At 58.8% G+C, this 20,807-nt stretch carries 18 protein-coding genes; 8 read left to right on the top strand and 10 right to left on the bottom strand.

The window, feature by feature from the left end; all coding sequences use genetic code 11:
- The first annotated feature begins 149 nt into the window (after positions 1-149).
- From ACYQ0G_RS10660 to ACYQ0G_RS10640, 5 genes are all read left to right on the top strand, one after another.
- Complete coding sequence (locus ACYQ0G_RS10660; RefSeq protein WP_460102383.1) at positions 150-1,397, top strand: toxic anion resistance protein; 1,248 nt, start codon at positions 150-152, stop codon at positions 1,395-1,397.
- 10 nt (positions 1,398-1,407) lie between these two features.
- Complete coding sequence (locus ACYQ0G_RS10655; protein ID WP_460102382.1) at positions 1,408-2,166, top strand: hypothetical protein; 759 nt, start codon at positions 1,408-1,410, stop codon at positions 2,164-2,166.
- Positions 2,166-2,468 carry a polyhydroxyalkanoic acid system family protein gene (locus ACYQ0G_RS10650; RefSeq protein ID WP_460102381.1) on the top strand — a complete coding sequence of 101 codons (303 nt, stop codon included), beginning with the start codon at positions 2,166-2,168 and terminating at the stop codon, positions 2,466-2,468. Before ACYQ0G_RS10655 ends, ACYQ0G_RS10650 begins: the two co-directional genes overlap by 1 nt.
- A gap of 186 nt (positions 2,469-2,654) precedes the next feature.
- The gene (locus tag ACYQ0G_RS10645; RefSeq protein WP_460102379.1) at positions 2,655-3,179 is read left to right on the top strand and encodes a biliverdin-producing heme oxygenase; all 525 of its coding nucleotides are present in this window, start codon (positions 2,655-2,657) and stop codon (positions 3,177-3,179) included.
- Positions 3,176-5,728 (top strand): HWE histidine kinase domain-containing protein, encoded by a 2,553-nt coding sequence (locus tag ACYQ0G_RS10640; RefSeq protein WP_460102376.1) that lies wholly within the window; start codon positions 3,176-3,178, stop codon positions 5,726-5,728. Before ACYQ0G_RS10645 ends, ACYQ0G_RS10640 begins: the two co-directional genes overlap by 4 nt.
- 6 nt (positions 5,729-5,734) lie before the next feature.
- On the opposite strand, the gene ACYQ0G_RS10635 is transcribed toward ACYQ0G_RS10640, so the two are convergent.
- From ACYQ0G_RS10635 to ACYQ0G_RS10615, 5 genes are all read right to left on the bottom strand, one after another.
- Positions 5,735-6,454 (bottom strand): class I mannose-6-phosphate isomerase, encoded by a 720-nt coding sequence (locus tag ACYQ0G_RS10635; protein ID WP_460102375.1) that lies wholly within the window; start codon positions 6,452-6,454, stop codon positions 5,735-5,737.
- Between the two features lie 71 nt (positions 6,455-6,525).
- Positions 6,526-7,542 carry a mannose-1-phosphate guanylyltransferase gene (locus ACYQ0G_RS10630; protein WP_460102373.1) on the bottom strand — a complete coding sequence of 339 codons (1,017 nt, stop codon included), beginning with the start codon at positions 7,540-7,542 and terminating at the stop codon, positions 6,526-6,528.
- An 891-nt stretch (positions 7,543-8,433) separates the two neighbouring features.
- The gene (locus ACYQ0G_RS10625; RefSeq protein WP_460102371.1) at positions 8,434-10,986 is read right to left on the bottom strand and encodes a TonB-dependent receptor; all 2,553 of its coding nucleotides are present in this window, start codon (positions 10,984-10,986) and stop codon (positions 8,434-8,436) included.
- Between the two features lie 245 nt (positions 10,987-11,231).
- Positions 11,232-12,161 (bottom strand): isopenicillin N synthase family dioxygenase, encoded by a 930-nt coding sequence (locus ACYQ0G_RS10620; protein ID WP_460102369.1) that lies wholly within the window; start codon positions 12,159-12,161, stop codon positions 11,232-11,234.
- A gap of 87 nt (positions 12,162-12,248) precedes the next feature.
- Positions 12,249-13,568: a NupC/NupG family nucleoside CNT transporter gene (locus ACYQ0G_RS10615; protein ID WP_460102367.1), complete on the bottom strand. Its 1,320-nt coding sequence runs from the start codon at positions 13,566-13,568 to the stop codon at positions 12,249-12,251.
- Between the two features lie 149 nt (positions 13,569-13,717).
- Between ACYQ0G_RS10615 and ACYQ0G_RS10610 the strand changes: the two genes are divergently transcribed.
- Positions 13,718-14,407: a queuosine precursor transporter gene (locus tag ACYQ0G_RS10610; RefSeq protein WP_460102365.1), complete on the top strand. Its 690-nt coding sequence runs from the start codon at positions 13,718-13,720 to the stop codon at positions 14,405-14,407.
- Here ACYQ0G_RS10610 and ACYQ0G_RS10605 read toward each other — a convergent pair whose 3' ends face one another.
- The 3 genes from ACYQ0G_RS10605 to ACYQ0G_RS10595 are packed head-to-tail and all read right to left on the bottom strand — an operon-like array spanning position 14,408 to position 17,373.
- The gene (locus ACYQ0G_RS10605; RefSeq protein ID WP_460102362.1) at positions 14,408-14,923 is read right to left on the bottom strand and encodes a DUF421 domain-containing protein; all 516 of its coding nucleotides are present in this window, start codon (positions 14,921-14,923) and stop codon (positions 14,408-14,410) included.
- A gap of 48 nt (positions 14,924-14,971) precedes the next feature.
- Positions 14,972-15,961 (bottom strand): radical SAM protein, encoded by a 990-nt coding sequence (locus ACYQ0G_RS10600; RefSeq protein ID WP_460102360.1) that lies wholly within the window; start codon positions 15,959-15,961, stop codon positions 14,972-14,974.
- The gene (locus tag ACYQ0G_RS10595; RefSeq protein WP_460102358.1) at positions 15,958-17,373 is read right to left on the bottom strand and encodes a dihydrolipoyl dehydrogenase family protein; all 1,416 of its coding nucleotides are present in this window, start codon (positions 17,371-17,373) and stop codon (positions 15,958-15,960) included. Before ACYQ0G_RS10595 ends, ACYQ0G_RS10600 begins: the two co-directional genes overlap by 4 nt.
- Positions 17,374-17,451: 78 nt before the next feature.
- Here ACYQ0G_RS10595 and ACYQ0G_RS10590 point away from each other — a divergent pair, with 78 nt between their 5' ends.
- Together ACYQ0G_RS10590 and ACYQ0G_RS10585 are read left to right on the top strand one after the other, a co-directional pair.
- Positions 17,452-18,504, top strand: a complete 1,053-nt coding sequence (locus ACYQ0G_RS10590; RefSeq protein WP_460102355.1) for a methyltransferase domain-containing protein — start codon at positions 17,452-17,454, stop codon at positions 18,502-18,504.
- Positions 18,501-19,514, top strand: coding sequence for an SDR family oxidoreductase (locus ACYQ0G_RS10585; protein ID WP_460102353.1), 1,014 nt, complete (start codon positions 18,501-18,503; stop codon positions 19,512-19,514). Before ACYQ0G_RS10590 ends, ACYQ0G_RS10585 begins: the two co-directional genes overlap by 4 nt.
- Here the strand turns inward: ACYQ0G_RS10585 and ACYQ0G_RS10580 are convergent.
- Positions 19,511-20,233, bottom strand: coding sequence for a glycosyltransferase (locus ACYQ0G_RS10580; protein WP_460102351.1), 723 nt, complete (start codon positions 20,231-20,233; stop codon positions 19,511-19,513). The two genes, ACYQ0G_RS10585 and ACYQ0G_RS10580, sit on opposite strands and share 4 nt — an antisense overlap.
- A complete protein-coding gene (locus ACYQ0G_RS10575; protein ID WP_460102350.1) occupies positions 20,230-20,805 on the bottom strand; it encodes a TIGR04282 family arsenosugar biosynthesis glycosyltransferase in 576 nt (191 codons plus the stop codon). The genes ACYQ0G_RS10580 and ACYQ0G_RS10575 overlap by 4 nt, the downstream gene beginning before the upstream one ends.
- Positions 20,806-20,807 lie beyond the last annotated feature (2 nt).

Raw genomic sequence — 20,807 nt, 5'->3', positions numbered from 1 at the left:
GGCGGCACAGCCGTATCTTGCGATGTACATCGCCCGAAACATTTTTGTGTTTTGTCCGAACGTATCGCTCGCTACGCTCTCAGAGCTTGAACATCCTGTCTTATGTAACTAATACAGGAACGGAACAGATACGGAGGTTTCCGCTAGTCATGAGTGATGCCAAACCGCGGGCAGAAAAGGCAAGCGCGCCTGCCGCTGCACCCACTTCGACAATGGCTCCGCCAGAGTTTGATCTCACTCCTCCTGATCCAGTGCCGGCTGTCTCGGCGGAAAAGGCCGCTGGCCTCGTCCCGGTGTCGGAAGAAGTGAAGAGCAAGCTGGATTCGAAAGTCGACAGCTTCGTTGACGATCTGATCGCGCAGGACGCCAACTCGCCAGAGTTCGGAAAGAAGGTCGACCAGCTCACGAACATGGGCCGCAAGGAAATCATGGCGGCTTCCGGCATGTCCAACAGATTCCTGGACCGCCCGGTTCGCGCGATGGACAAGGATGAAGGCGTCGGTGCGAACCTCGCTGAACTGCGCCGCGTCGTCGAAGATCTCGATCCGGGGAAACGAGGCAAGCTTTCGGGTACCCGCAAGATTTTGGGCATCATCCCGTTCGGCAACAAGCTGACCAACTATTTCCGCAGCTACCAGAGCGCGCAGACGCATATCCAATCAGTTCTTTCCAACCTCGCAAGCGGCAAGGACGAACTGATCATGGACAATGCAGCTATCGATGTTGAACGACAGAAGCTATGGGAAGCGATGGGCAATCTGGAACAGATGATCCACATTTCCAAAGCGCTCGATGCCAAGCTTGAGGACAAGGCCGCCGAACTCGACGCAACCGATCCCGCCAAGGCAAAGGCTGTACGGGAAACGGCTCTTTTCTATGTCCGCCAACGCACTCAGGATTTGCTCACCCAGATGGCGGTCAGCGTACAGGGCTATCTCGCTCTCGATCTCGTTAAGAAAAACAACATCGAACTGGTCAAGGGTGTCGATCGCGCAAGCACGACCACGGTAGGCGCGCTCCGCACCGCGGTAACGGTTGCGGAAGCGATGACCAACCAGCGGCTCGTGCTCGGCCAGATTACCGCGCTCAACGATACGACTGCGGGCATTATCGACTCCACCAGTACGATGCTGCGCGACCAGACTAGCAAAATTCATGAGCAGGCAGCGGCCAGCACCATTCCGCTCGAAACGCTGCAGCGTGCTTTTCAGAACATCTACGACACCATGGACGAGGTGGACCAGTTCAAGCTTCGTGCGCTCGACAGCATGAAGCAGACGGTTGACGTCCTATCTGGCGAGGTCGAAAAATCGAAAGGCTACATCGCCCGGGCAGAAGGTCAGGCTCAAGCGCAAAACCAAGTGGCCGAAAGCGGCTTGCTGAGCATCGAAGGCTAGGGGTCACAAGGTGAACGACCTTACCCGAGAGACTGAAAGAGTTCTTTCCGAGAGCAAGGCTCTGGTTCGGGACAACCGCGAAGGTGGGCGGCATCGCCGCGCGCCCTCGCTCGGCCAGGGATCGGCCAAAGCCAAACGCAAGCATCTAATGCGCAAATTACGCAACCTGCTGCTTGCCGTGTTTGCGATTTGGGTTGCCGGCGGGATTGCAGGAGCGATCCTTGGCGGCATCGGCTTCTGGGGCGTGATGGCTGTGGTTTTGGCTACCGTGATCGCGATTGGGATATTCTCTAGCTTTCCGAAGCTCAAGACGCCGAAGCGGGTCGATATCAACAAAGGAACTGTGCAGCAGATGGTCGGGCAGACTGAACTGTGGCTCGAAGCACAACGCCCCGCCCTGCCGGCGCCCGCAGTGCGTATCGTCGATGACATGGGTGTGCAACTCGATGCGCTCGGTCTGCAGCTCGACGGTCTCGATCAGAACCACCCCAAGGCACGCGAAGTACGCAGCCTCGTCGGTGAGCAATTACCGCAAATGATCGACAGTTACCGGCGCATCCCGGCAAACCTGCGTACCGAAAAGCGCGCCGGAGCGACACCGGACGAACAACTCACCGACAGCTTAGGCAAGATCAGCGGCGAAATTGACTCCATTACCCGGCAGCTTGCCGAAGGCTCGCTAGACGATCTGGCAATCAAGCACCGCTATCTCGATTACAAGTTCGGGGAAGGCGCGGACACCGCTCCGCAACTGGAGAACAAGAACTGATGCGGGTGCCCTTGGAACACAATCTCGGCAAGGAAGAAGTGCGGCGTCGCCTGCACAGTCGGAGCCACGAAATCGGCGATGCTATCCCCGGCGGCGTTGCAGACGTTACGACCAGTTGGCCTAATGAAGACTGCATGGCTCTCGACATCAAGGCCATGGGCAACGTCATGCGCGCACAGGTTCTGATTGAGGACACGCAGGTGATCTTTGAAGTAGATTTGCCCCCTGCCCTGTCGTTCGTCGAGCCGATGATCGCAGCTGCGATCCGTAAGAACGGGCAGAAGCTCTTGGCAAACAAGTAGGCGTTTAAATTCGATCCAGCTTCTCGTTCGAGCATCCATTTGCGGTGTTTGGAACAAACCCCGACCGAGAGCGCTTTCTATCGCGGAAAATGCCGGTTTTTATCGGGTTAAGGTATCGCAGGTTATGCGCAACGGACAGCGCATTTCTTGCGCACACGAATGCGGGGTCGAATTTTGAGAAACCAATTGCGGGACGCTACTGGCGATATTCACGCCCGGCTCGATGAGACTGTCGGCCACATGCCGCTTTCCTCCGATGCCGACTACGGCGCTTTTCTAAGAGCCCAGCACCGCGCGAGACTGGCAGTCGAGAAGGCACTCCAGGGTCAACCTCCCTATGGGCTGGCTACCCCCCCTTCACAAGCGAAGCTCCTCGAGCTCGACCTTGATGACCTCGGGATTCATCCTTCCTCCCAGATCGAGGACGTTGCATTTGGAAGTCCGTTCGAGGCGCTTGGCGCAGTGTGGGTGATAGCGGGCAGTTCGATGGGAAACAGGACGATGCTTCAGCAGCGTCGCAAGAAAGGGCTGGCCGGACCTCAACGCTTCCTTGAAGACTCGCGTCTCGGCGTCTATTTCGTCGAACTCCGCGCGATACTCGGTGAAGATCACGATCACCTCCGTGTTGCCGAGGCGATTGCGGGTGCCACGAAGACATTCGAGGTTTTCGAACGCGCCTTCACGATCGAGCGATTGGGAGTCGCTGCATGAATACCGAGAATATGGACGTCGACCTTTCCAACTGTGACCGCGAACCGATACACCAGCTCGGTATGATTCAGGGCTTCGGTGCCCTGATCGCGATCAATTCCGATTGGTTCGTAGGACAACGATCCGCTAATCTCGAGGAGATGCTGGGCCTCGACGAACCTGTCGAAATCGGCGCCCGGATGTCTTCTTTCGTTTCCCAGAAGGCTTTTGAGCGCCTTCGCAGCGCGGTTGCAGCACTCCTCGATCCCGATCAGGTCGGTCGGCTCTTCGGCCTCGATCTTGTTGGAGATGGAAGACTTTTCGATTGTGCCGTCCACTCGACAGGCGCTTACACGATCATCGAGATAGAGCCGCACGCCGAAGGAGACGTCAATCGTCAGATCGGCCTCCTTCGCCCCATCATGGCGCGTCTGGAAAAGTATCAGGGCGCTGACAGATTGCTGGTCGAAGCTGCACGGCAGCTTCGCATGTCGCTCGATATTGACCGGGTCATGGTCTACAGATTCCACAAGGATCTGTCGGGCGAGGTGGTTGCCGAAGCCAAGCGCGAAGATTTGCATGGCTTCCACGGCCTTCGGTATCCCAAAACCGATATCCCGGCACAGGCACGCGAACTCTACAAGCGCAATCGCTTTCGTATCATCAGCGATGTCACTGAAAAGCCAGTCCCGATCGAGCCAGGCTTTACGACCGAGGGCGATCCGGTCGACTTGTCGATGAGTACCCTGCGCGCGGTGTCGCCGATCCATATCGAATATCTGCGTAACATGGGTGTGGGGGCGTCGCTGTCCATTTCGATCATCATCGAAGGCAAGCTATGGGGCCTGTTCGCCTGCCATCACTATTCGCCTAAAATACTACCGTATTCGCAGCGGACCTCCGCGGAGCTTTTCTCCGAACTGTTCTCCATGATGCTGGAGCGTACCCTCTTTCGCAAACGGGACGAACAGCGCGACGCCGGACGCCGAGTCCACGACCGGCTTATGCGTGATATTGCTGCAGGAACGCCTCTAGCCGAGAGCCTTCCTATGCTCACTCCGGTCATTCAGCAGATCATTCCGCACGACGGTGCCAGCGTTTTCGTCGAAGATGTGTATGATTCAAGCGGCGCGGCTCCCAATGAGGAAGAGTTCCGCGCCATAGTTTCAGGTCTCAACAGTTCGGCCACCAGTCGGGTGCTGGCCATTGACGCTCTGGCCGAACGTTTGCCGAAAGCCGAACGGTTTGCCGACCGCGCTGTTGGCGCTCTCGTAATCCCCGTATCACGCACTCCGCGTGACTACCTCGTCCTCTGGCGCCGGGGATTGACGCAGACGGTAACGTGGGCAGGAAAGCCCGAAAAGACTGTCGAATATGGTCCGAATGGGCCCCGCCTCACGCCCCGGAAGAGTTTTGAGGCGTGGCAAGAATCTGTTGAAGGACGCAGTGAGCCGTGGACGGACGGGGAACTACAAGTCGCTGAAGGTCTACGGGTCACCCTGCTCGAGATTATCTTACGCCTCACCGACGAAGCAGTGAAGGAGCGCGCCAAATCGCAGGCGCAGCAAGAACTGTTGATCGCAGAGCTCAATCACCGCGTTCGCAATATTCTCAATCTTATCCGCGGCCTTATCAATCAGTCCAAGCACGAGGCCGGGACGATCGAGGAGTTTTCAGATATCGTCGGTGGTCGGATATCATCGCTAGCTGCCGCTCACGACAATATCACGAAGGGAAATTGGTCTGCAGCTCCGCTTAGCGAATTGATCGATACTGAAGCTCATGCTTATTTGAGCAGACAGAAAGATCGATTGCGGGTGACGGGGCCAGAGGCCATGGTTTCGCCTGAGGCCTACACGGTCTTGGCTCTAGTCATCCATGAGATGATCACGAATTCCGCCAAGTATGGTTCGCTTTCGGACAGTTCGGGGCATCTTGATATAGCGATAACGCGCAACTCGGATAATTCGCTACAGATCGACTGGAAGGAGTCCGGGGGCCCCCCCGTGAAACCGCCAACCCGCCGTGGCTTTGGATCGACCATCATCGAACGTTCGATCCCATTTGAATTGAATGGCGAAGCGAATGTCGATTACCGGCTATCGGGCCTGGAAGCTTCGTTCTGCATTCCATCTCGCTGCGTCGAGTGGAATGGCGAGCTCGTCGGCGAGCCGGACGGAGACAAAAAGATGCAAAATGAGGACGGCGCTCCACAGGATGTCCCCGATAGCGTCCTTCTGGTCGAGGACAGCATGATCATCGCTCTCGATACGGAAGATTGTCTTCATGAACTCGGCGTCGGCGAGGTTCATGTTCAGAGCACAGTCGCAGGCGCCCTCTCCTTCTTGGAGAAAACGTCACCCGGCCTGGCGATCCTCGATTACAACCTTGGAAACGAGAGTAGCGAGCGTGTCGCGGAGAAGCTGGCAGAGCTGGGTGTCACCTTCTGGCTGGCAACAGGGTATGGAGAAATGGAAGATCGCCTGGAAGAATTGGGCGCTTCTGGTTTGCTGACCAAACCATATGGGAAGGCGGAACTCGCGAAGATTCTGGCGGGACCGGAGTCCTGATCAAATCTACACGGCCGCGAATAAGAGCGCTCGTTCGCAATCTTTGAGATCAATCCTGCGTAGATCGTGTGCCCAACCGGCGCTGCCTGGATAGATCTCAATCTCTCCTATTCGGCAGGACCCTGCCAGGGGCAGCACCTGAACAGCGCTCGCGAAACGTTCACGGATTTTGTGACCAGGCTGCCCTACCGATTGGGCCACGTGAAAATGCCGGCTTTCGAGCAAGATCTGCTCTTCTTCTGGGCTAACGGCGCGCTGAAAACTCTCGGCGGATGGCGGGTCCGCCAGAGATTGAAGGGCCTGCTCTAATTGGAGTTGCCTGCCCCGCCCATGATCGTAGAGGCGATAGGTCGTATCCACGTTCTGCTGCAGTTCCACCAGAGTGACCCCTGCGCCAATTGCGTGGACCGTACCGGATGGAACAAAGATGAAGTCATTCTTCTTGACGGAATGCCATTGGAGCAAGTCTTCCAGCATCCCTTGCATCGCGGCCTCTCGGATCTCCAGCTCGGAAAACGGCTTCCGGAAACCTATGGCCACACGAGCAGCGTCGTCGGCGTCCGTTACCATCCAACACTCATCCTTCCCGGCATTTTTCGGACAGGTTTGTTCGGTCGGATGCAGCTGTATCGAGAGCGTATCACTGGTGAACAGGTATTTACCTAATATGGTTTGAAGGGCGCCGGGCGCCTGGAAGTGAATTTCGCCTATCTCCGTGTCCTGCATTCCATATGGTGGAGGCAGATGCCTACGACCCCAAGGCTTAGGCACAAAGGATACCCTCAAAGCGCCGCCGGTCACTCAAGGTCGCCGTCAAGGTAACTATCCAGCTTGCTGGCACAGTCTGGCGAAATGACGAGGATCTCATCCCCGTCCGCCACTATGATGATGTCTTCCAACCCTATCGCGGACACCCTAGGCCCATCGGAATGAACCATAACGTCCCGGCAGTTTTTCAATCGACTGGTCCCTTCTGAGACATTGCCTTGCTCATCAGAAGGCAAGCTGGCCATAAGGGAATGCCAGTTGCCAACGTCCGACCATTCCATGGCAGTGGTGACGACCGCGGTATTTTCGCTATGTTCAAATACAGCGTAGTCCACACTTTCACCGGTGATTTTTAGATAGGCGTCAGCGGATGGGTAGAATCGTTCATCCACCACCTTTCCACGCTCGACGGACTGTCTAACCAAGTCTGAAGTGCCCGGACGGAATTTATCCAGTTCAGCTAGAAAGTCAGAGGCGCGAAAAACGAAAATACCTGCGTTCCAAAACACATCTTTCTGAGCAAATAGCGCTGCAGCTTTGCCAGCGTCAGGTTTTTCCAGAAAGTTTGCGATCTTATATCCCGGGTCGAGGCGGTCACCCACTGTTATATAGCCATATCCGGTTTCTGGGCGTGCCGGCTGGATACCTAGGCAAACCAGGAGTCCCCGGGTTGCAAGCTCTGCCGCTTCTGCAATGGCTTGGCGAAAGAGTGCATTATCCCCAATCTTGTGATCGCTTGGGCAAACAAGAAGGATATCTTCCCGGTTCGCGAGATGCGCGGCCAAGGCAATCGCAGTTGCAGTGTCCCGTGGTGCTGGCTCCACCACAAGCCGGGATGACCCTGCTTGTTCAGCGGCCAATTCAGCGTGCTGTTTTCCGCAAACGATTATTGGTTGCGAAAACATAGGATGTGATATCCGGCCGATTGCCTGCTGAAAAAGGCTACGTTCGCCTGTTAGTCCCAAGAAAGGCTTTGGCCGACTTGGCCGACTGACTGGCCAAAGACGCTTCCCTGAGCCGCCGCACAGGATCACCGGCTGGATCATCGGATATAAACCTTGCCCATAGCATGGGCATAGCCGCCCTAGCTAAGCTTGTCAGTTAAAGAACCGTTGACGGTATAGGAAGCTAGATGCGACCGGGTTACCCTGTGTATCGCGTGCCGGCTCGAACCTGATGTTCTGGTAGGACAATTCGCAAACACGTGCATCTGTCGCCGGAAAGGGGCTGGCTCGATAAATGTTGCATCCAGTCACCCTGCCTTCTGCCGAGACCGAAAGTCGAACGATTACCGACTTACCGATTCTGGCATCTCGTCCGCCGGGTGGGATCGGGAAGGAACTAGAGTCGGAGATGCTCTGAACGAGTACAGGTTTTGTTGCAGCGACCCCGCCTTGCCCATCGCCGCCGCTACCAGCTCCGGTACCCAAGCCATCCCCTGCAGCACCGGTACCGTCCCCCGACTCAGTCGCACCGGAAGTCGAAGCGTCTCCATCAGAAGACGCGCGTGGCACTGGCCGATCTTGTCTGACCTGCACCTTAGGTGTTGGAGCAGCCACCGGCTTCGGAATAGCCTCCTTACCCGGCTCTCCCTGATAGCCCTGTTCCGGCTCGGGTTCAGCTTCGATGGCTGGTGTCTCCTCTTCCGGCGCGGTCACAGTAACGGTGAATGCAGAGACCACTGAACGCTCAACGTTCACAAGAGAATTTGGTGCGAAGCTTCGCACCAGGAAGTACAAGATTGCAACATGCAGGAGGATAATGGCTGCAACCGCCCAAGGATTTATCCGACGTGTTGCGTTCGTAAAGTTGGTCGGTGTTCCAGACATTGTTCTGAAAACGTCACAGCGTCCAACACCGTTCCAACCGATCTAGCGGGCATCAATTAAATGGGGCGGCCCCAGAAGGCCGCCCCAATCTTAACCATATGGAGGGGCTTAGTATCCGATTACGAGGGAGACACTACCAGCTCGCGGAGCACCGATCTGCGCAAAGCCGAAATCGTCCAGCGATCCGCCGAAGTAACCGATGTAATATTCGTCAAAAGCATTTGTCAGATTGAACTGGAGAGCGACGTCACCTCCGGTCGGGAACTCACCCAGAAGAACCCGGGCATCGAGGTCGACCAGAGTGTAAGACGGTGCCTTATCTTCGTTCAAGTCGTTGATGAAGCGCGGTCCAGTGTGTTTGACCTGTGCTCCCAGCTCAAAGTTGCCGAAGGATATCTGGCCGCGACCGCCGAACGAGAAACGGGGAGCACCCGATTCGCGATTACCTGCGGTTGCGAGGAAGCCGTCATCCGTCTGCACATCTTCTTTGATTTCAGAGTCGTTATACGAACCGAATACATAAAGAAGCGTATTGTTAGTAGGGCGATAGGCGATCGAACCGTCTACCCCGTACTTATCTACCCGGCCCAAGTTACGGAAAACGACTGCGCCTTCGCCGTTGTTCGCATTCGGATCGAATGCGGAGGCCAGACGATTATCGTACAGAGTATAATAACCGCCCAATTGCGCTTCCACCCGACCGAGGGTGTAACGAACGCCCAAGTCGAAGCTGTCAGTGGTTTCTGGAACAGGGCGAGCCCGCTCGGAGTCGGCTAGATAGAGCGAGTCATAGAGCGGGTCGGTACCGGGGACTGACAAGCCTTTTGCATAGTTGCCGAAAACCGAGAACCCGCTGGCGCCAGCTTCGTAAATGAAACCTACATTAGGCAGGACGTCATCGTAATTATATTCACGGGAAAGCGGAGCCACGTGATCCGGATTTGCCGCTTCGTAAGCTGTCAGATCGAAGCCCGGGTTAGGGCAATCGACGAAACCACTTATCGAGGTAGTGTAACAGTTCTGGTTGAGCTCACGTGTGAAGAACGGCGCGCGAACTCCGAGGATTGCAGTTAGATCTCCGAAGGTGCCGCGATACTCACCAGAAACTTGATGAAGGATCGCGTAGGAAAGACGGTCACGCTTGTTCACCTCGTTTCCGTTCACATCCAGTAACGGATTATCGATCGCGAACTGATCGCTGATTTCGCCATTGCCGAGCATATAGGTGATTTGGCCAGTCTGACGGTGGCGCGCACGGTCCCACGTGTATGCGAGACGCACGCGGTGGTCTGAGTTGATGTCGTAGATAAGGTTCGCGACGACACCATAGCGATCGGTCCGAGTCTGGCTCGGGTCGTTACCGGCAATTTCATCGTCGAGGTCGCCATCGCCATTCAGGTCACGACCGAAGAAATAGCCACCATTGAAAGCCCCGGTGTACCCGACACCGTCTACTTCGAAGAAAGATTCACGAAGATCGTCAGGTCCGCCTCCGTTTGCCTTCACGTATTGATAGCTCGGGTCGAACGTAAACGTGAGATTGTCGGTGATCGAAAAGAGCGACGAACCACGAATGTTGCCGGTGTCCGACGGGTTGAACCGACGGTAGAAGGCCGCACCACAGCTTGGTTCACGGTCGCTATAGTCAATGCCTTCACCAGGGCTGCCAATGCCGCCCGCTTCGACAGCGAGAACATTCGGATTCACGCCACAAGGGTAAACGCCCGTCTGCTCATAAATCTGAAAACGACCTTCCTTGTCATTGTAGGTCGCGAGTACATTGCCGTCATCGTCCGTGATATCCACAAAGCCATTATCTGCAATTGCAAGCAGATCCTCGAGGCTTTCCGAACCCGCGAAGTTGTTGCGGTTCTGATTGAAGTGGCCAGAAACCGAAATAAAATCGCCGTCCGAACCAAGATCCTGCCAGATACGCGCATTGAACTGAGTTTTGTCGATGCGACCGTAGGGATTGTAGGGTACGCCGTAGGTCGTATAGCTAACCGAACCAAAAGCCTTGGTGCCCATCCCGGTAATATCGCCAGTGTCGACCATGAGAAAGCCGCGAGTGTACACGGTATCCTCAGCGCCTTCGGCGAGAACATCACCGAAAGTCATCGTGGCCGTGAGGCCCAGCGTATCGCTCGGCTCGCGAGTGCGAATGTTGATGGTTCCGCCTGTCGCCGAAGCGGTTGGGCTGTCCACATCGGTAGTACCGAGATTAACGTTAACTTCTTCAAGAACCTCGGGGTCAACCTGCTGGTTCGTATAGAGAGCATAGTTGCCCGAATCGTTCAGCGGGAGGCCATCCAAGGTTTGGGATACCCGGTCGGCACCAAAGCCCCGAATGGTAAAACCGCCGCCGGAAGAACCCCAAGGGTCGTTGTTCTGAAAACTAACGCCCGGAACAAGGTTCACGATGTCATTGACGGTCTGTCCAGGGCGCTGGCGACGGATTATCTCTTCATTAAGGACCTGCTTCGCCTTCGCGGTATCGGGAATTTCAACGCCGCCAACTCCATTGAAACGGGCGCCCGTAACGATGATCGCATCATCGTCTTCTTCGAAGTCGACCGAACCGGTGGACTGCGCAAACGCTGGCGTAGCTGCCATGGCGGAAAAACTGATCGCGCTTGCGGCCAGGAGATACTTGAACTTCATCGGAGAAGACCCCTTCGTCTCTTCAGATTGGATATATCGGTTAGCACTGGAGATGCGCCGCCCCGCTAGGCTGGCGATGTTTCGCCAAAGCTATCCTTTTGTGACAGAGTCAAGACAACCACAGGCGCAGGTTGGGCCGGCAAGAGGCATGGCCGAAAAACACATGTGTTTTCTGTGCATTACTGTTGTTGCAAAAAGCACACAGGCAGTAAAAACTTTCTCTGGCAGCCAGTTTTCGGCCGAAGTCAGGCCAGATTGATCTCGCGCAAGCGCTGCATCAGGTAATCGTGACTCGATATCGGTTCGGGATGGTCCGCGGGGTTTTCCGCATCGATGCATGACGGCAAGGCCTCGATCACATAGTCTGGCCTGAAGTGCAGGAAGAAAGGCATCGAGTAGCGTGCCCGATAGGCTGCTTCACCACGCGGGTTCACCACTCTGTGGGTCGTGGACCGGAGCTTGTGGTTGGTCAGACGGTCCAGCATGTCGCCAATATTGACGACCAGTGCGCCCGCTGGCGGGTCTACCGCTAGCCATTCCCCGTCCGACGTCAGCAGTTCCAGGCCAGCTTCTTCTGCCCCAAGCAGCAAGGTAATCGTATTGATGTCACCATGGGCAGCTGCGCGAATGGCACCCTCGGCCTCCGCCCCTTCCAAGGGCGGATAGCGCAAGAGCCGCATGACGGAGTTTCCATCTTCGACCGTTGGTACAAAGAAATCGCGCGGCAGATCGAGATGAATTGCGATCGCTTCGAGCACGCGACTGCCCGCCAATTCAAATGCAGAATAAAGCTCGCTGAATGTATTGCGGAAGCCTTCAACTTCCTCGGGCCAGACATTGTCCGGCATATATTCGGAGAGCAGATGGCCGGCTGGCAATTCGCGACCGACATGCCAGAATTCTTTGAGATCATGTACCTTCGCGTCTTTTGCCTTTTCAGTGCCGAAGGGAGTATAGCCTCGCGCACCGCCGCCACCGGGAACATGATAAGCTTTCTTCACATCGTCTGACAGCGCGAAGAAAGCTTTCGAAAGATCTTCCGCTCGATCGATCAATTCCTGCGGAATACCGTGATCGCGAATGACCGCGAAGCCATATTCCTCGAAACTGTGGCCGATTTCCTTGGCGACTTCCTCGAGCGGGCGAGCGATGGATACACTGGCAATGTCAGACATCGCGTCGCGATACGCGCGCCGGCAAGAAGGTGCAATAGTGCCCGGTCGGGCGGCGATCCACTCGCATCTCCTAGTGTCAGCGATTGGCTAATACGGCAGGAACAGCCCTGCCAGAGCAGCACTCATCAGATTGGCGAGCGAGCCTGCAGCAAGAGCCCTTAGGCCGAGTCGTGCGATGACGGGCCTCTGATTGGGTGCCAGGCCGCCGGTCACTGCCATCTGGATGGCGATAGAGCTGAAATTGGCAAAGCCACATAATGCGAAGGTTACGATTGCACGGCTACGATCATTCAGCGCCGTCCCATCCAGAGCACCGAGATCGATGAACGCGACGAACTCGTTCAGCACGATTTTCGTACCGAACAACCCCCCGGCGACGCCTGCCTGATCCCAAGGAATGCCAAGGAGATACATTACCGGAGCGAACACCCAGCCCAGCACCATCTGGAAGCTCAGCGCGTCGTAGCCGAATAGGCCGCCGGCCCAGCCTAACAGTCCGTTAGCCAGCGCGACCAAAGCCACAAAGGCGAGAACCATGGCTCCCACAGCGACAGCAAGCTTCACTCCGGTCTGCGCGCCTTGCGCGGCTGCCTCGATCACATTGGCGGGTTTTTCACCATCCTCGAATGTTTCGGCCACCTCTACTTCGTGCGCCTTTTCGCTCTCGGTAATTGCAGCTGGGCCCTCGCCGCTGATACGACCGCGCGGCAGGGAAAGCTCGCCCTCTGCCTCGGGAGATGGTTCTCCATCGTCAGGCATGATGATCTTGGCCATCAGAATGCCGCCCGGTGCAGACATGAACGCTGCCGCCAGCAGGAACGGCAGATAATCATTCCCCAGCAATCCGGCATAGGCGGCCAGAATGGTCCCAGCGACACCAGCCATTCCCACGCTCATCAAAGTGAACAGGCGCGATGGCGCGAGTGCGGCGAGATACGGCCGAACCACCAGTGGACTTTCGGACTGGCCGACGAAAATATTCGCAGCCGCACCAAGCGATTCGACTTTCGAAATTCCCGTAACCCATCCAATCGCCCCGCCGACCCAGCGCACCACACGTTGCATGATTCCGAGATAATAGAGGATCGAGACCAGCGCCGCGAAGAATATGATTACCGGCAAAGCACCCAAGGCAAACGTATTCGACAAGGGATTATTCTCGGGCGCACCGAAGAGGAACTGGGTTCCTTGGTCTGCATAGGAAAGCAGCGCAGCGACACCGTTCGACATTCCGTGAATGACCGCCCTGCCCCCGCTGGTACCAAGGACGAGGAACGCCATGAGAGCTTGCAATGCGAAAGCGGCCCCCACGATGCGCAACTTGATCCGCCTCTTGCCGGTCGACAGCAGGAAAGCGATGGCAAGGATCACCACGATCCCAAAGATATTGATGAGTACTGGCGGCACGCGGACCCCTTCGCATTGCACTAGGGACAACTGGGACTAGTTGCGGATGAAATCGGCCGCTACCTTGCGCGGCGGCACCGCTTAGTCAATTTATGCCCGCAATTCCAGCTTCGGCTGTCACCAGACATGAAAGCATACCGACCTTCATCATGACCGAACAGCATGGCGAGATTCGCATAAATGCCGCAGCGACACCGCTAGGACTCTTCGTCTATACTCTAGTCTATGGCGGGATGACGGTGCTTGCCGGTGTGCTCGCGTTCAAGCAGGTCCAGCTTTACCCCACCGATCTCGCAGTCGAATCCGGCATATTCGCCTTCTTGTTGCTGGTGGTGATATCGAGCACGATCGCCCAGCTTTACGGTGAAAAACTCGCAAATCGAATTGTTTGGTGGGGGTTTCTGCCCCTCCTGATCGCAGCCCTTCTTATGCAGCTCGTACTGCACCTCCCGGCGTCACCCGAAATGGCTGGTGGTCGAGCGGAGGATCTTGCCGCTTTCGAGCGCGTACATGCCACCATCTGGCGGGTATGGGCGGCGGGGCCGGCCGCCTATCTCGTTTCCCTGCTGTTGAACGTCTGGATTTTCGCCAGATTGCGCGGAACCGATGAGAACACGAGCACCGTCTCTCTGATGATGCGAGGAGCGATCGCTTCCGCGCTCAGCCAGGCAATCGATTCGGTGATCTTCATCACGCTGGCCTTCTATGGGCAATTTCCCATCGGAAACCTTCTGGTCGGCCAGATAATCGCCAAGGTTCTACTAAGCTTTGTGCTGGTTCCGTTCCTGATCACCGGCGGAGTAGCTTTTGCCAAATGGCTGGACACACGAAAAAGCTAATTAGGGTCTTTCGATTCCCTCGATGATGCGGTCTTCCAGCGTATCTCCATGAAGGACCGAGATGTCTCCAGTGGTTTCTAGTACCACCGCCCTTACTTGTTTTAATTCAAGCACGTTTGCTTCGCGAAGCTTGGCAAACAGATCACTCTCGGCGACGCGTGAGACGTTCAGGGCTTTGTCGATGACCTTGCCGTCATACATGAGGATTATGGGGCCGTTTTGGATCGCGTCCTCGAACGCTTGCGAATGGCGTCTGATCCGGGCGATCAGATATTGTACGCCGAACAAACCGCCCGTTGCCAGCAGGGCCTGAGCAAAAGCCGTCCATTCGCTTGCTTGCACTGCACCAGCAAGCAGAGAGCCGGATGCGATCGTTACGACGAAATCGAAGTTCGTCATTTTGGAAAGGGTCCGCAGGCCGATCATTCGGATCAGGGCGGTCACCCAGGCGACGCCGATTATTGAGAGGATCGCTGCGCGGGCAACGATATCGAGCCAGGTTTCTTCGAAGAACATGGTCCCGCAACGCGCGGGATGCGAAACCCTTCCCGAAACTGCCAGATATCAGGTTGAGCAGCTTGCTCCGCCGAGCACGCAGAAGCGGGCGCAGTGGGGATGGTTCAAGGGGACATCGCGATCGGCTTCGGCAAGGGTCTCGCCCAGATCGAAGCCGGGATCGTAAGGGATGAGGGTGCAGGCGACCACGCGCGGTGCGCTTTCCCCCTTCCGATGCACGACCATCCGGCTGGAGCTGCACATGACATCGGTCGGCGACTTGCCAAGAATGTCCCAGCAAGCGGTGGTGATTTCGGCAATGTCCTTGTCGGCATCCATCTCTGGGAAGAGGACAAGTTGGCTAACATCATCCATATCGATGGCGATGCCCTCCTGCTGGAAGAGGGCGGCGTAGTGGTGGCGGGCGGTGGGGTCGTCCTCGCCCGGGAGGAGGCGGCCGGCGACGGCGATCGAGAAGCCGTTCTGCGACAGCCAGCGCAGGCCGTCCATCGCCGCATCCCAGCTGCGCGGCCCGCGTTCGGCCTCGTGGACCGCCTTGCTGTAGTGATCGAGGCTGACGCGCAGGGTCAGCCGGTCGCCGTGTTTCTCGCGCAGGGCCAGCAGCGCGGCCTCGTGGCGGCGCATCGGCTTCATCGCATTGGTCAGCACGAGCGCTTCGAACCCGCGGTCGAGCGTCTCGCCGAGCATTTCGAGCATCCCGGGGTTCAGGAAGGGTTCGCCGCCGGTAAAGCCGATCTCGCGCGTGCCCTTGGCGGCTGCCTCGCCCAGGAACCGCACCGCATCGGCGGCCGACAGATAGACCAGCGCATCGTTGGTCGGGCTGCTTTCGATGTAGCAGCTGGCGCAGGCAAGGTTGCACAGCGTCCCGGTGTTCAGCCACAGCGTGTCGAGGTGTTTCAGCGGCACGCTGGCCCGCGGTTCTCCCTTGGCGGTGACCTGCGGATCGCTGAACTTTTCGCGCGGCAGGCTGGCGGCCTCCACGGCGAAGGGCGAAGGTCCGGCGGGCGCATTGCGCGATCTGGTCCGGGCATCGCTCATGCAAGGCGCCTCCGCATGCGGGCGACGAACCGTGCCCATTTCTTCGGGACCGTTCCGAACACCGTCGGCTCCCACGCGCTGAAAGCCGCCGCTTTCGAGATCTCGCTCCGGGTGGGATAGGCGATCATTGCCGAACCGAGTGCGAACGTGCTGCTTTTGCCCGTAATCGATTGGGCGAAGGGCAGCAGCAGCTCGCCCGCATTCTTGCCGACTATGCTGGCGCCCAGCACCTTCTTGCCCTTGAGGACCAGCTTGAGCTGGCCTGCGTCATTCCCTTCGGCAAGCGCCCGCTCATTATCGTGGAAGCTCTGCGTCACCACGCTGACCTTCTTGCCGTGCCTGCTGCGCGCGTCCTTTTCGGTGAGGCCGATCTGCGCCACTTCCGGATCGGTATAAGTGCACCACGGCAGGGCCGACCAGTCGACCTTGGCGGGCAGCCCCAGAGTAATCTCCAGCGCGACGTTCGAGCCTTCATAGCCCGAGACATGCGTCAGCCGCGGCCCGTCGCGGCAATCACCGATGGCGTAGATGCCCTTCACCGATGTCCGGCGGCGATCGTCCACCACGATGCCGTTGTCGTTCATCGCGACGCCCGCTTCCTCCAGCCCGAAGCCGGTGCAATTCGCCCGGCGCCCCGTGGCGATCAGCAGATGCGAGCCCGCGATCGTCTGGTCCCCGGCCGTGAGGCGAAAGCCCGTGCCATCCGGTTCGACCTGCTGCGCAAGGCCCTTTACGAAGCGCACGCCCTCACGCTCCATCGCGGCGCGAACCACGGCCACGCTGTCGGGATCGTCACGCCCCATCAACTCGCCCGGCTCCACTACAGTGACCGCGCTGCCCAGCCGCCGGAAGGCCTGCGCCATTTCCATGCCGATCGCCCCGCCGCCCACGATGACGAGATGATCGGGCAGTTCCTCCAGATCGAACAATGTCTCGTTGGTCAGATAGGGCACATCGTCCAGCCCCGCGATCGGGGGAATGGCAGGCTTCGATCCGGTGGCGATCACGATGCGCGGCGCGGTCAGCGTGCGCCAGCCCACCTCGACCGATTGCGGCCCGGTGACCTGCGCCCAGTCGCGAAACACCTCGCAGCCCATCTCCTCGAACCGCTCTTCGCTGTCGTGATGCGCGATTGCGGCGATGGCATCGTGGATGTGCTTGTGCACCCCGCCCCATTCCACCGCCGGTTCCGCCAGAGTGACGCCGTGGCGCGTGGGCACCCGCGCCTCGCCCGCGCGCGCGGCGGCAGCAATCAGCGCCTTCGACGGCACGCAGCCATCGTTGAGGCATTCGCCGCCCATCTTGCGCGCTTCGATCAGCGCAACGTCGAGCCCGAACAGCGCGCAGCCGCCCGCAGCAGTCAGACCGGCAGCACCGCCGCCGATAACGATCACGTCGTGAGTGAATTTCATCGCTTGCTCCCTAGGCGAATATGCCTGACAGGCGAAGGGACTTTCCCGAATGCAGCTTTTCGAAAGGCCCACAGCCCCATGAACCTGGCCAATTCGCAGGATTATTACGGCAAGGTACTTGCCTCTTCCGCCGATCTGAAAACCGATGCCTGCTGTACGGCAGAAGCGCCGCCGCCAGCCGTGCTGGATGCGATGCGCAATGTGCATGAAGACGTGCGCAGCCGCTATTACGGGTGCGGCCTCGTTGCCCCGCAGGCGATCGAGGGCTGCCATATCCTCGATCTTGGATCGGGCAGCGGACAGGATGCCTATATCCTGGCGCAGATGGTGGGCGAAAACGGTTCCGTCACCGGGGTCGATGCCACGCCCGAACAGCTGGCTGTCGCCCGCACCCATGAAGACTGGCACCGCGAACGCTTCGGCTATGCCAGGCCGAACACGCGTTTCATCGAAGGCGATATCGAAAAGCTGCTGGAGCTCGATCTGCCGGAAAACCATTTCGACGTGATCGTATCCAATTGCGTGATCAATCTGGTGGCGGACAAGGGGGCCGTGTTCGAAGCGGCGCACCGCTTGCTGAAGGATGGCGGCGAACTCTATTTCTCCGATGTCTATTCGGATCGCCGCGTGCCTGCCGAATTGCAAAGCGACCCGGTCCTGCACGGCGAATGCCTTTCGGGGGCGCTGTACTGGGGCGATTTCATCGCGCTGGCGAAAGCGGCGGGCTTTGCCGATCCGCGACTGGTGACGAGCCGCCCGCTGGGCATCGACGATCCGCAGATCGCCGCCAAGCTGGCCGGCATCGGTTTCCATTCGGCCACCTATCGCCTGTTCAAGCTGCCCGGTCTCGAAACCCAGTGCGAGGATTACGGGCAGGCGGTGCGGTACAAGGGCACGCTTGCCGGGAGCGAGCGTGTCTTCGAACTGGACGGCCATCACCTGATCGAGGCCGGACGCATGTTCCCGATCTGCGGCAATAGCTGGAAGATGCTGGCCGATACGCGCTTTGCGCAGCATTTCGATTTCTTCGGCGATTTCTCGGTCCATTACGGCGTCTTTCCCGATTGCGGGGTCGCCATGCCTTTCGATAGCGGCAGCGGAGCCGAGTATCAGCCGGCTGCCTGCTGTTGAGGATTCTCGTCACGGGCGCCGCCGGCCTTCTGGGCGGCGAGGTGTGCAAGCGTCTGCTCGGCGCCGGGCATGCGGTCACCGGCCTCGTCCATCGCAATCCCACCGTCTGCGGGAATGACGGGCAGGCGGTGGAGATCGACACGCTTGCCGGTGACGTGTCGGCCCCCCGCTTCGGTTGGGACGCGGATCGGTTTGCCGAAGTGGCAGCCGCGCACGACCTGCTGATCCATTGCGCGGCGACTGTCCGGTTCGATCTTGCGGAAGAGGCTTACCGCGCGGTCAATGTGGACGGGGTGGCGCATGCGCTGGCGCTGGCCGAGGCGGGCGGCATGGATTTCCTGCACATATCGACCGCCTATGTCTGCGGCGTGCGCAATGGCACCATCGACGTCCACGATCCCTTGCCCGAAACCGGCTTTGCCAATGGCTATGAAGCCAGCAAGGCCGCAGGCGAACGGTTGGTGCGGGCCAGCACGGTGCGCTGGGCCATCGTGCGCCCATCCATCGTGGTGGGCGATTACGAAACCGGCGCTATCCGCCAGTTCGACACCACCTATGCAGCGTTCAAGCTGATCGCCGAAGGGCGGGTGCGCCAGATGCCCGCGCGCGAAGACGGCACGCTGGACTTCGTACCCCTCGACCATGTCGCCGAAGGGATCGTCACCATTGCGAACCGGATGGAAGATGCGGCAGGCGGCACCTATCATCTCGTCTCCGGACAGCCCTTGCCGGTGACGGCCTTTGCCAGGGCGATCGGGGCCTACCCCCAGTTTCACGCACCGCGACTGGTCAAACCGGAAGATTTCGATCCGGCTTCGCTACAGGCGCTGGAGCGGCGCCTCTACAAACGCGTGGCGGGCCTTTACGCCAGCTATTTCCAGCGCGACCCGCATTTTTCGGATGCCGAATTTCGCAAGCTGTCCGGCCGGGGCTGCCCGCCCACCGGGCCTGCCTATATCACCCGGTTGATCGACCACTGTATCGACGTCGGCTTTCTGCCTGCTGCCTAGCGCACGTCGGGATATTCCCGCGCCATGCGATCGCGCAGGCCGAAGGCCCAGAGCATGCCGACCTTGAAATAGATCCAATTCGCCTTGAGCGGGCCCCAGGCGGCGATCCTGCGGTCGGACGTATAGACGCGGCGGCGGACCATTTTTACCCGGCCCAGCGCCGCCAGCTTCACGCACAGATCGGCCTCTTCCATCACGGCATCGCCCGGCGTGCAGCCGCCCACGGCAAGGAATTGCGCGCGCCGGAAGAACATCGCGTGATCGCCGAACAGCAGCCGCACGCCGCGCAGGAACAGATGCGGCCTTGTGATCAGCGGCGCATACCAGGTCTTCGCCCAGTTATGGACCGTGGTGCCCCAGCGGATTTTCTGCGGCCCCGCGATGACGGGCATGAAACTGGCGAGCGCGATGGCCGGATCGCGCAAGGTGTTCTCGATCACGGCAACCATGTCGGATGGCGGGGTGGTGTCGGCATGGACGATGCAGACCAGATCGCCTTTGGCATGACCCACCCCGTGATTGATCTGTGTCGCCCTGCCCTTGGCCGAAGCAAGCACGCGCCATCCGGCAGCGCGGGCGATCGATACGGTGGCATCGCTGCTGCCGCCGTCGACCAGCAGGATTTCGTGCGGCGCTGGGTCGAGCTTTGCCAGCGTATCCACCAGCGCGGGAAGCGCCTTTTCCTCGTCCAGCGTCGGCACCAGCACGGTGACGGTCATTCGAACTCGGGCCACTGGGCAAGGTCTTCGGCGGTGTCGATATCGGCCAGCTCGGGCAGGATTGCCTGACCATGGCCGCGCGCCGCCAGCCGGGCGAGCGTTTCGGGCAGCACCTTGGGCGTGCTCCATTCCATGTCCTCGAACAGGAAGGGCACCGGCTCGCGGTAGCCGATCAGGTAATATCCGCCGTCATTGGCCGGGCCGAGCACGACCCGCCGATCCTCCAGCGCACCGGCCGCAGCACGGAGCAGCGGCGCGGTGATGCCGGGGCAATCGCTGCCGATAATGAGAGCGGGCGCTTCCACCCGTGCCATCCGCGCGCCAAGATCGCCATCGCCTTGGTCGACCACCGGCACATCATCGCCGAACAGCCCTTGGAACGCGCCGATCTCTCCGCCAGTGACGCGCAGTTCGAATTCGAGCCCGCTTTCGCGTGCGACCTCCACCGTCAGGGCGAGCAATCTGGCATAGAGCCGCGCCGCGCCTTCCTCGCCCAGCGCGGAAATGAGGCGCGTCTTCACCTTGCCGGGGACCGGCAGGCGGGCGAAAATGGAAAGGCGGGGGGAAATCATCG

Source organism: Qipengyuania triglochinis, assembly GCF_054655615.1.
The sequence above is the reverse complement of the archived record's forward strand: the minus strand, read 5'-3'. Positions and strand labels throughout refer to the sequence as shown.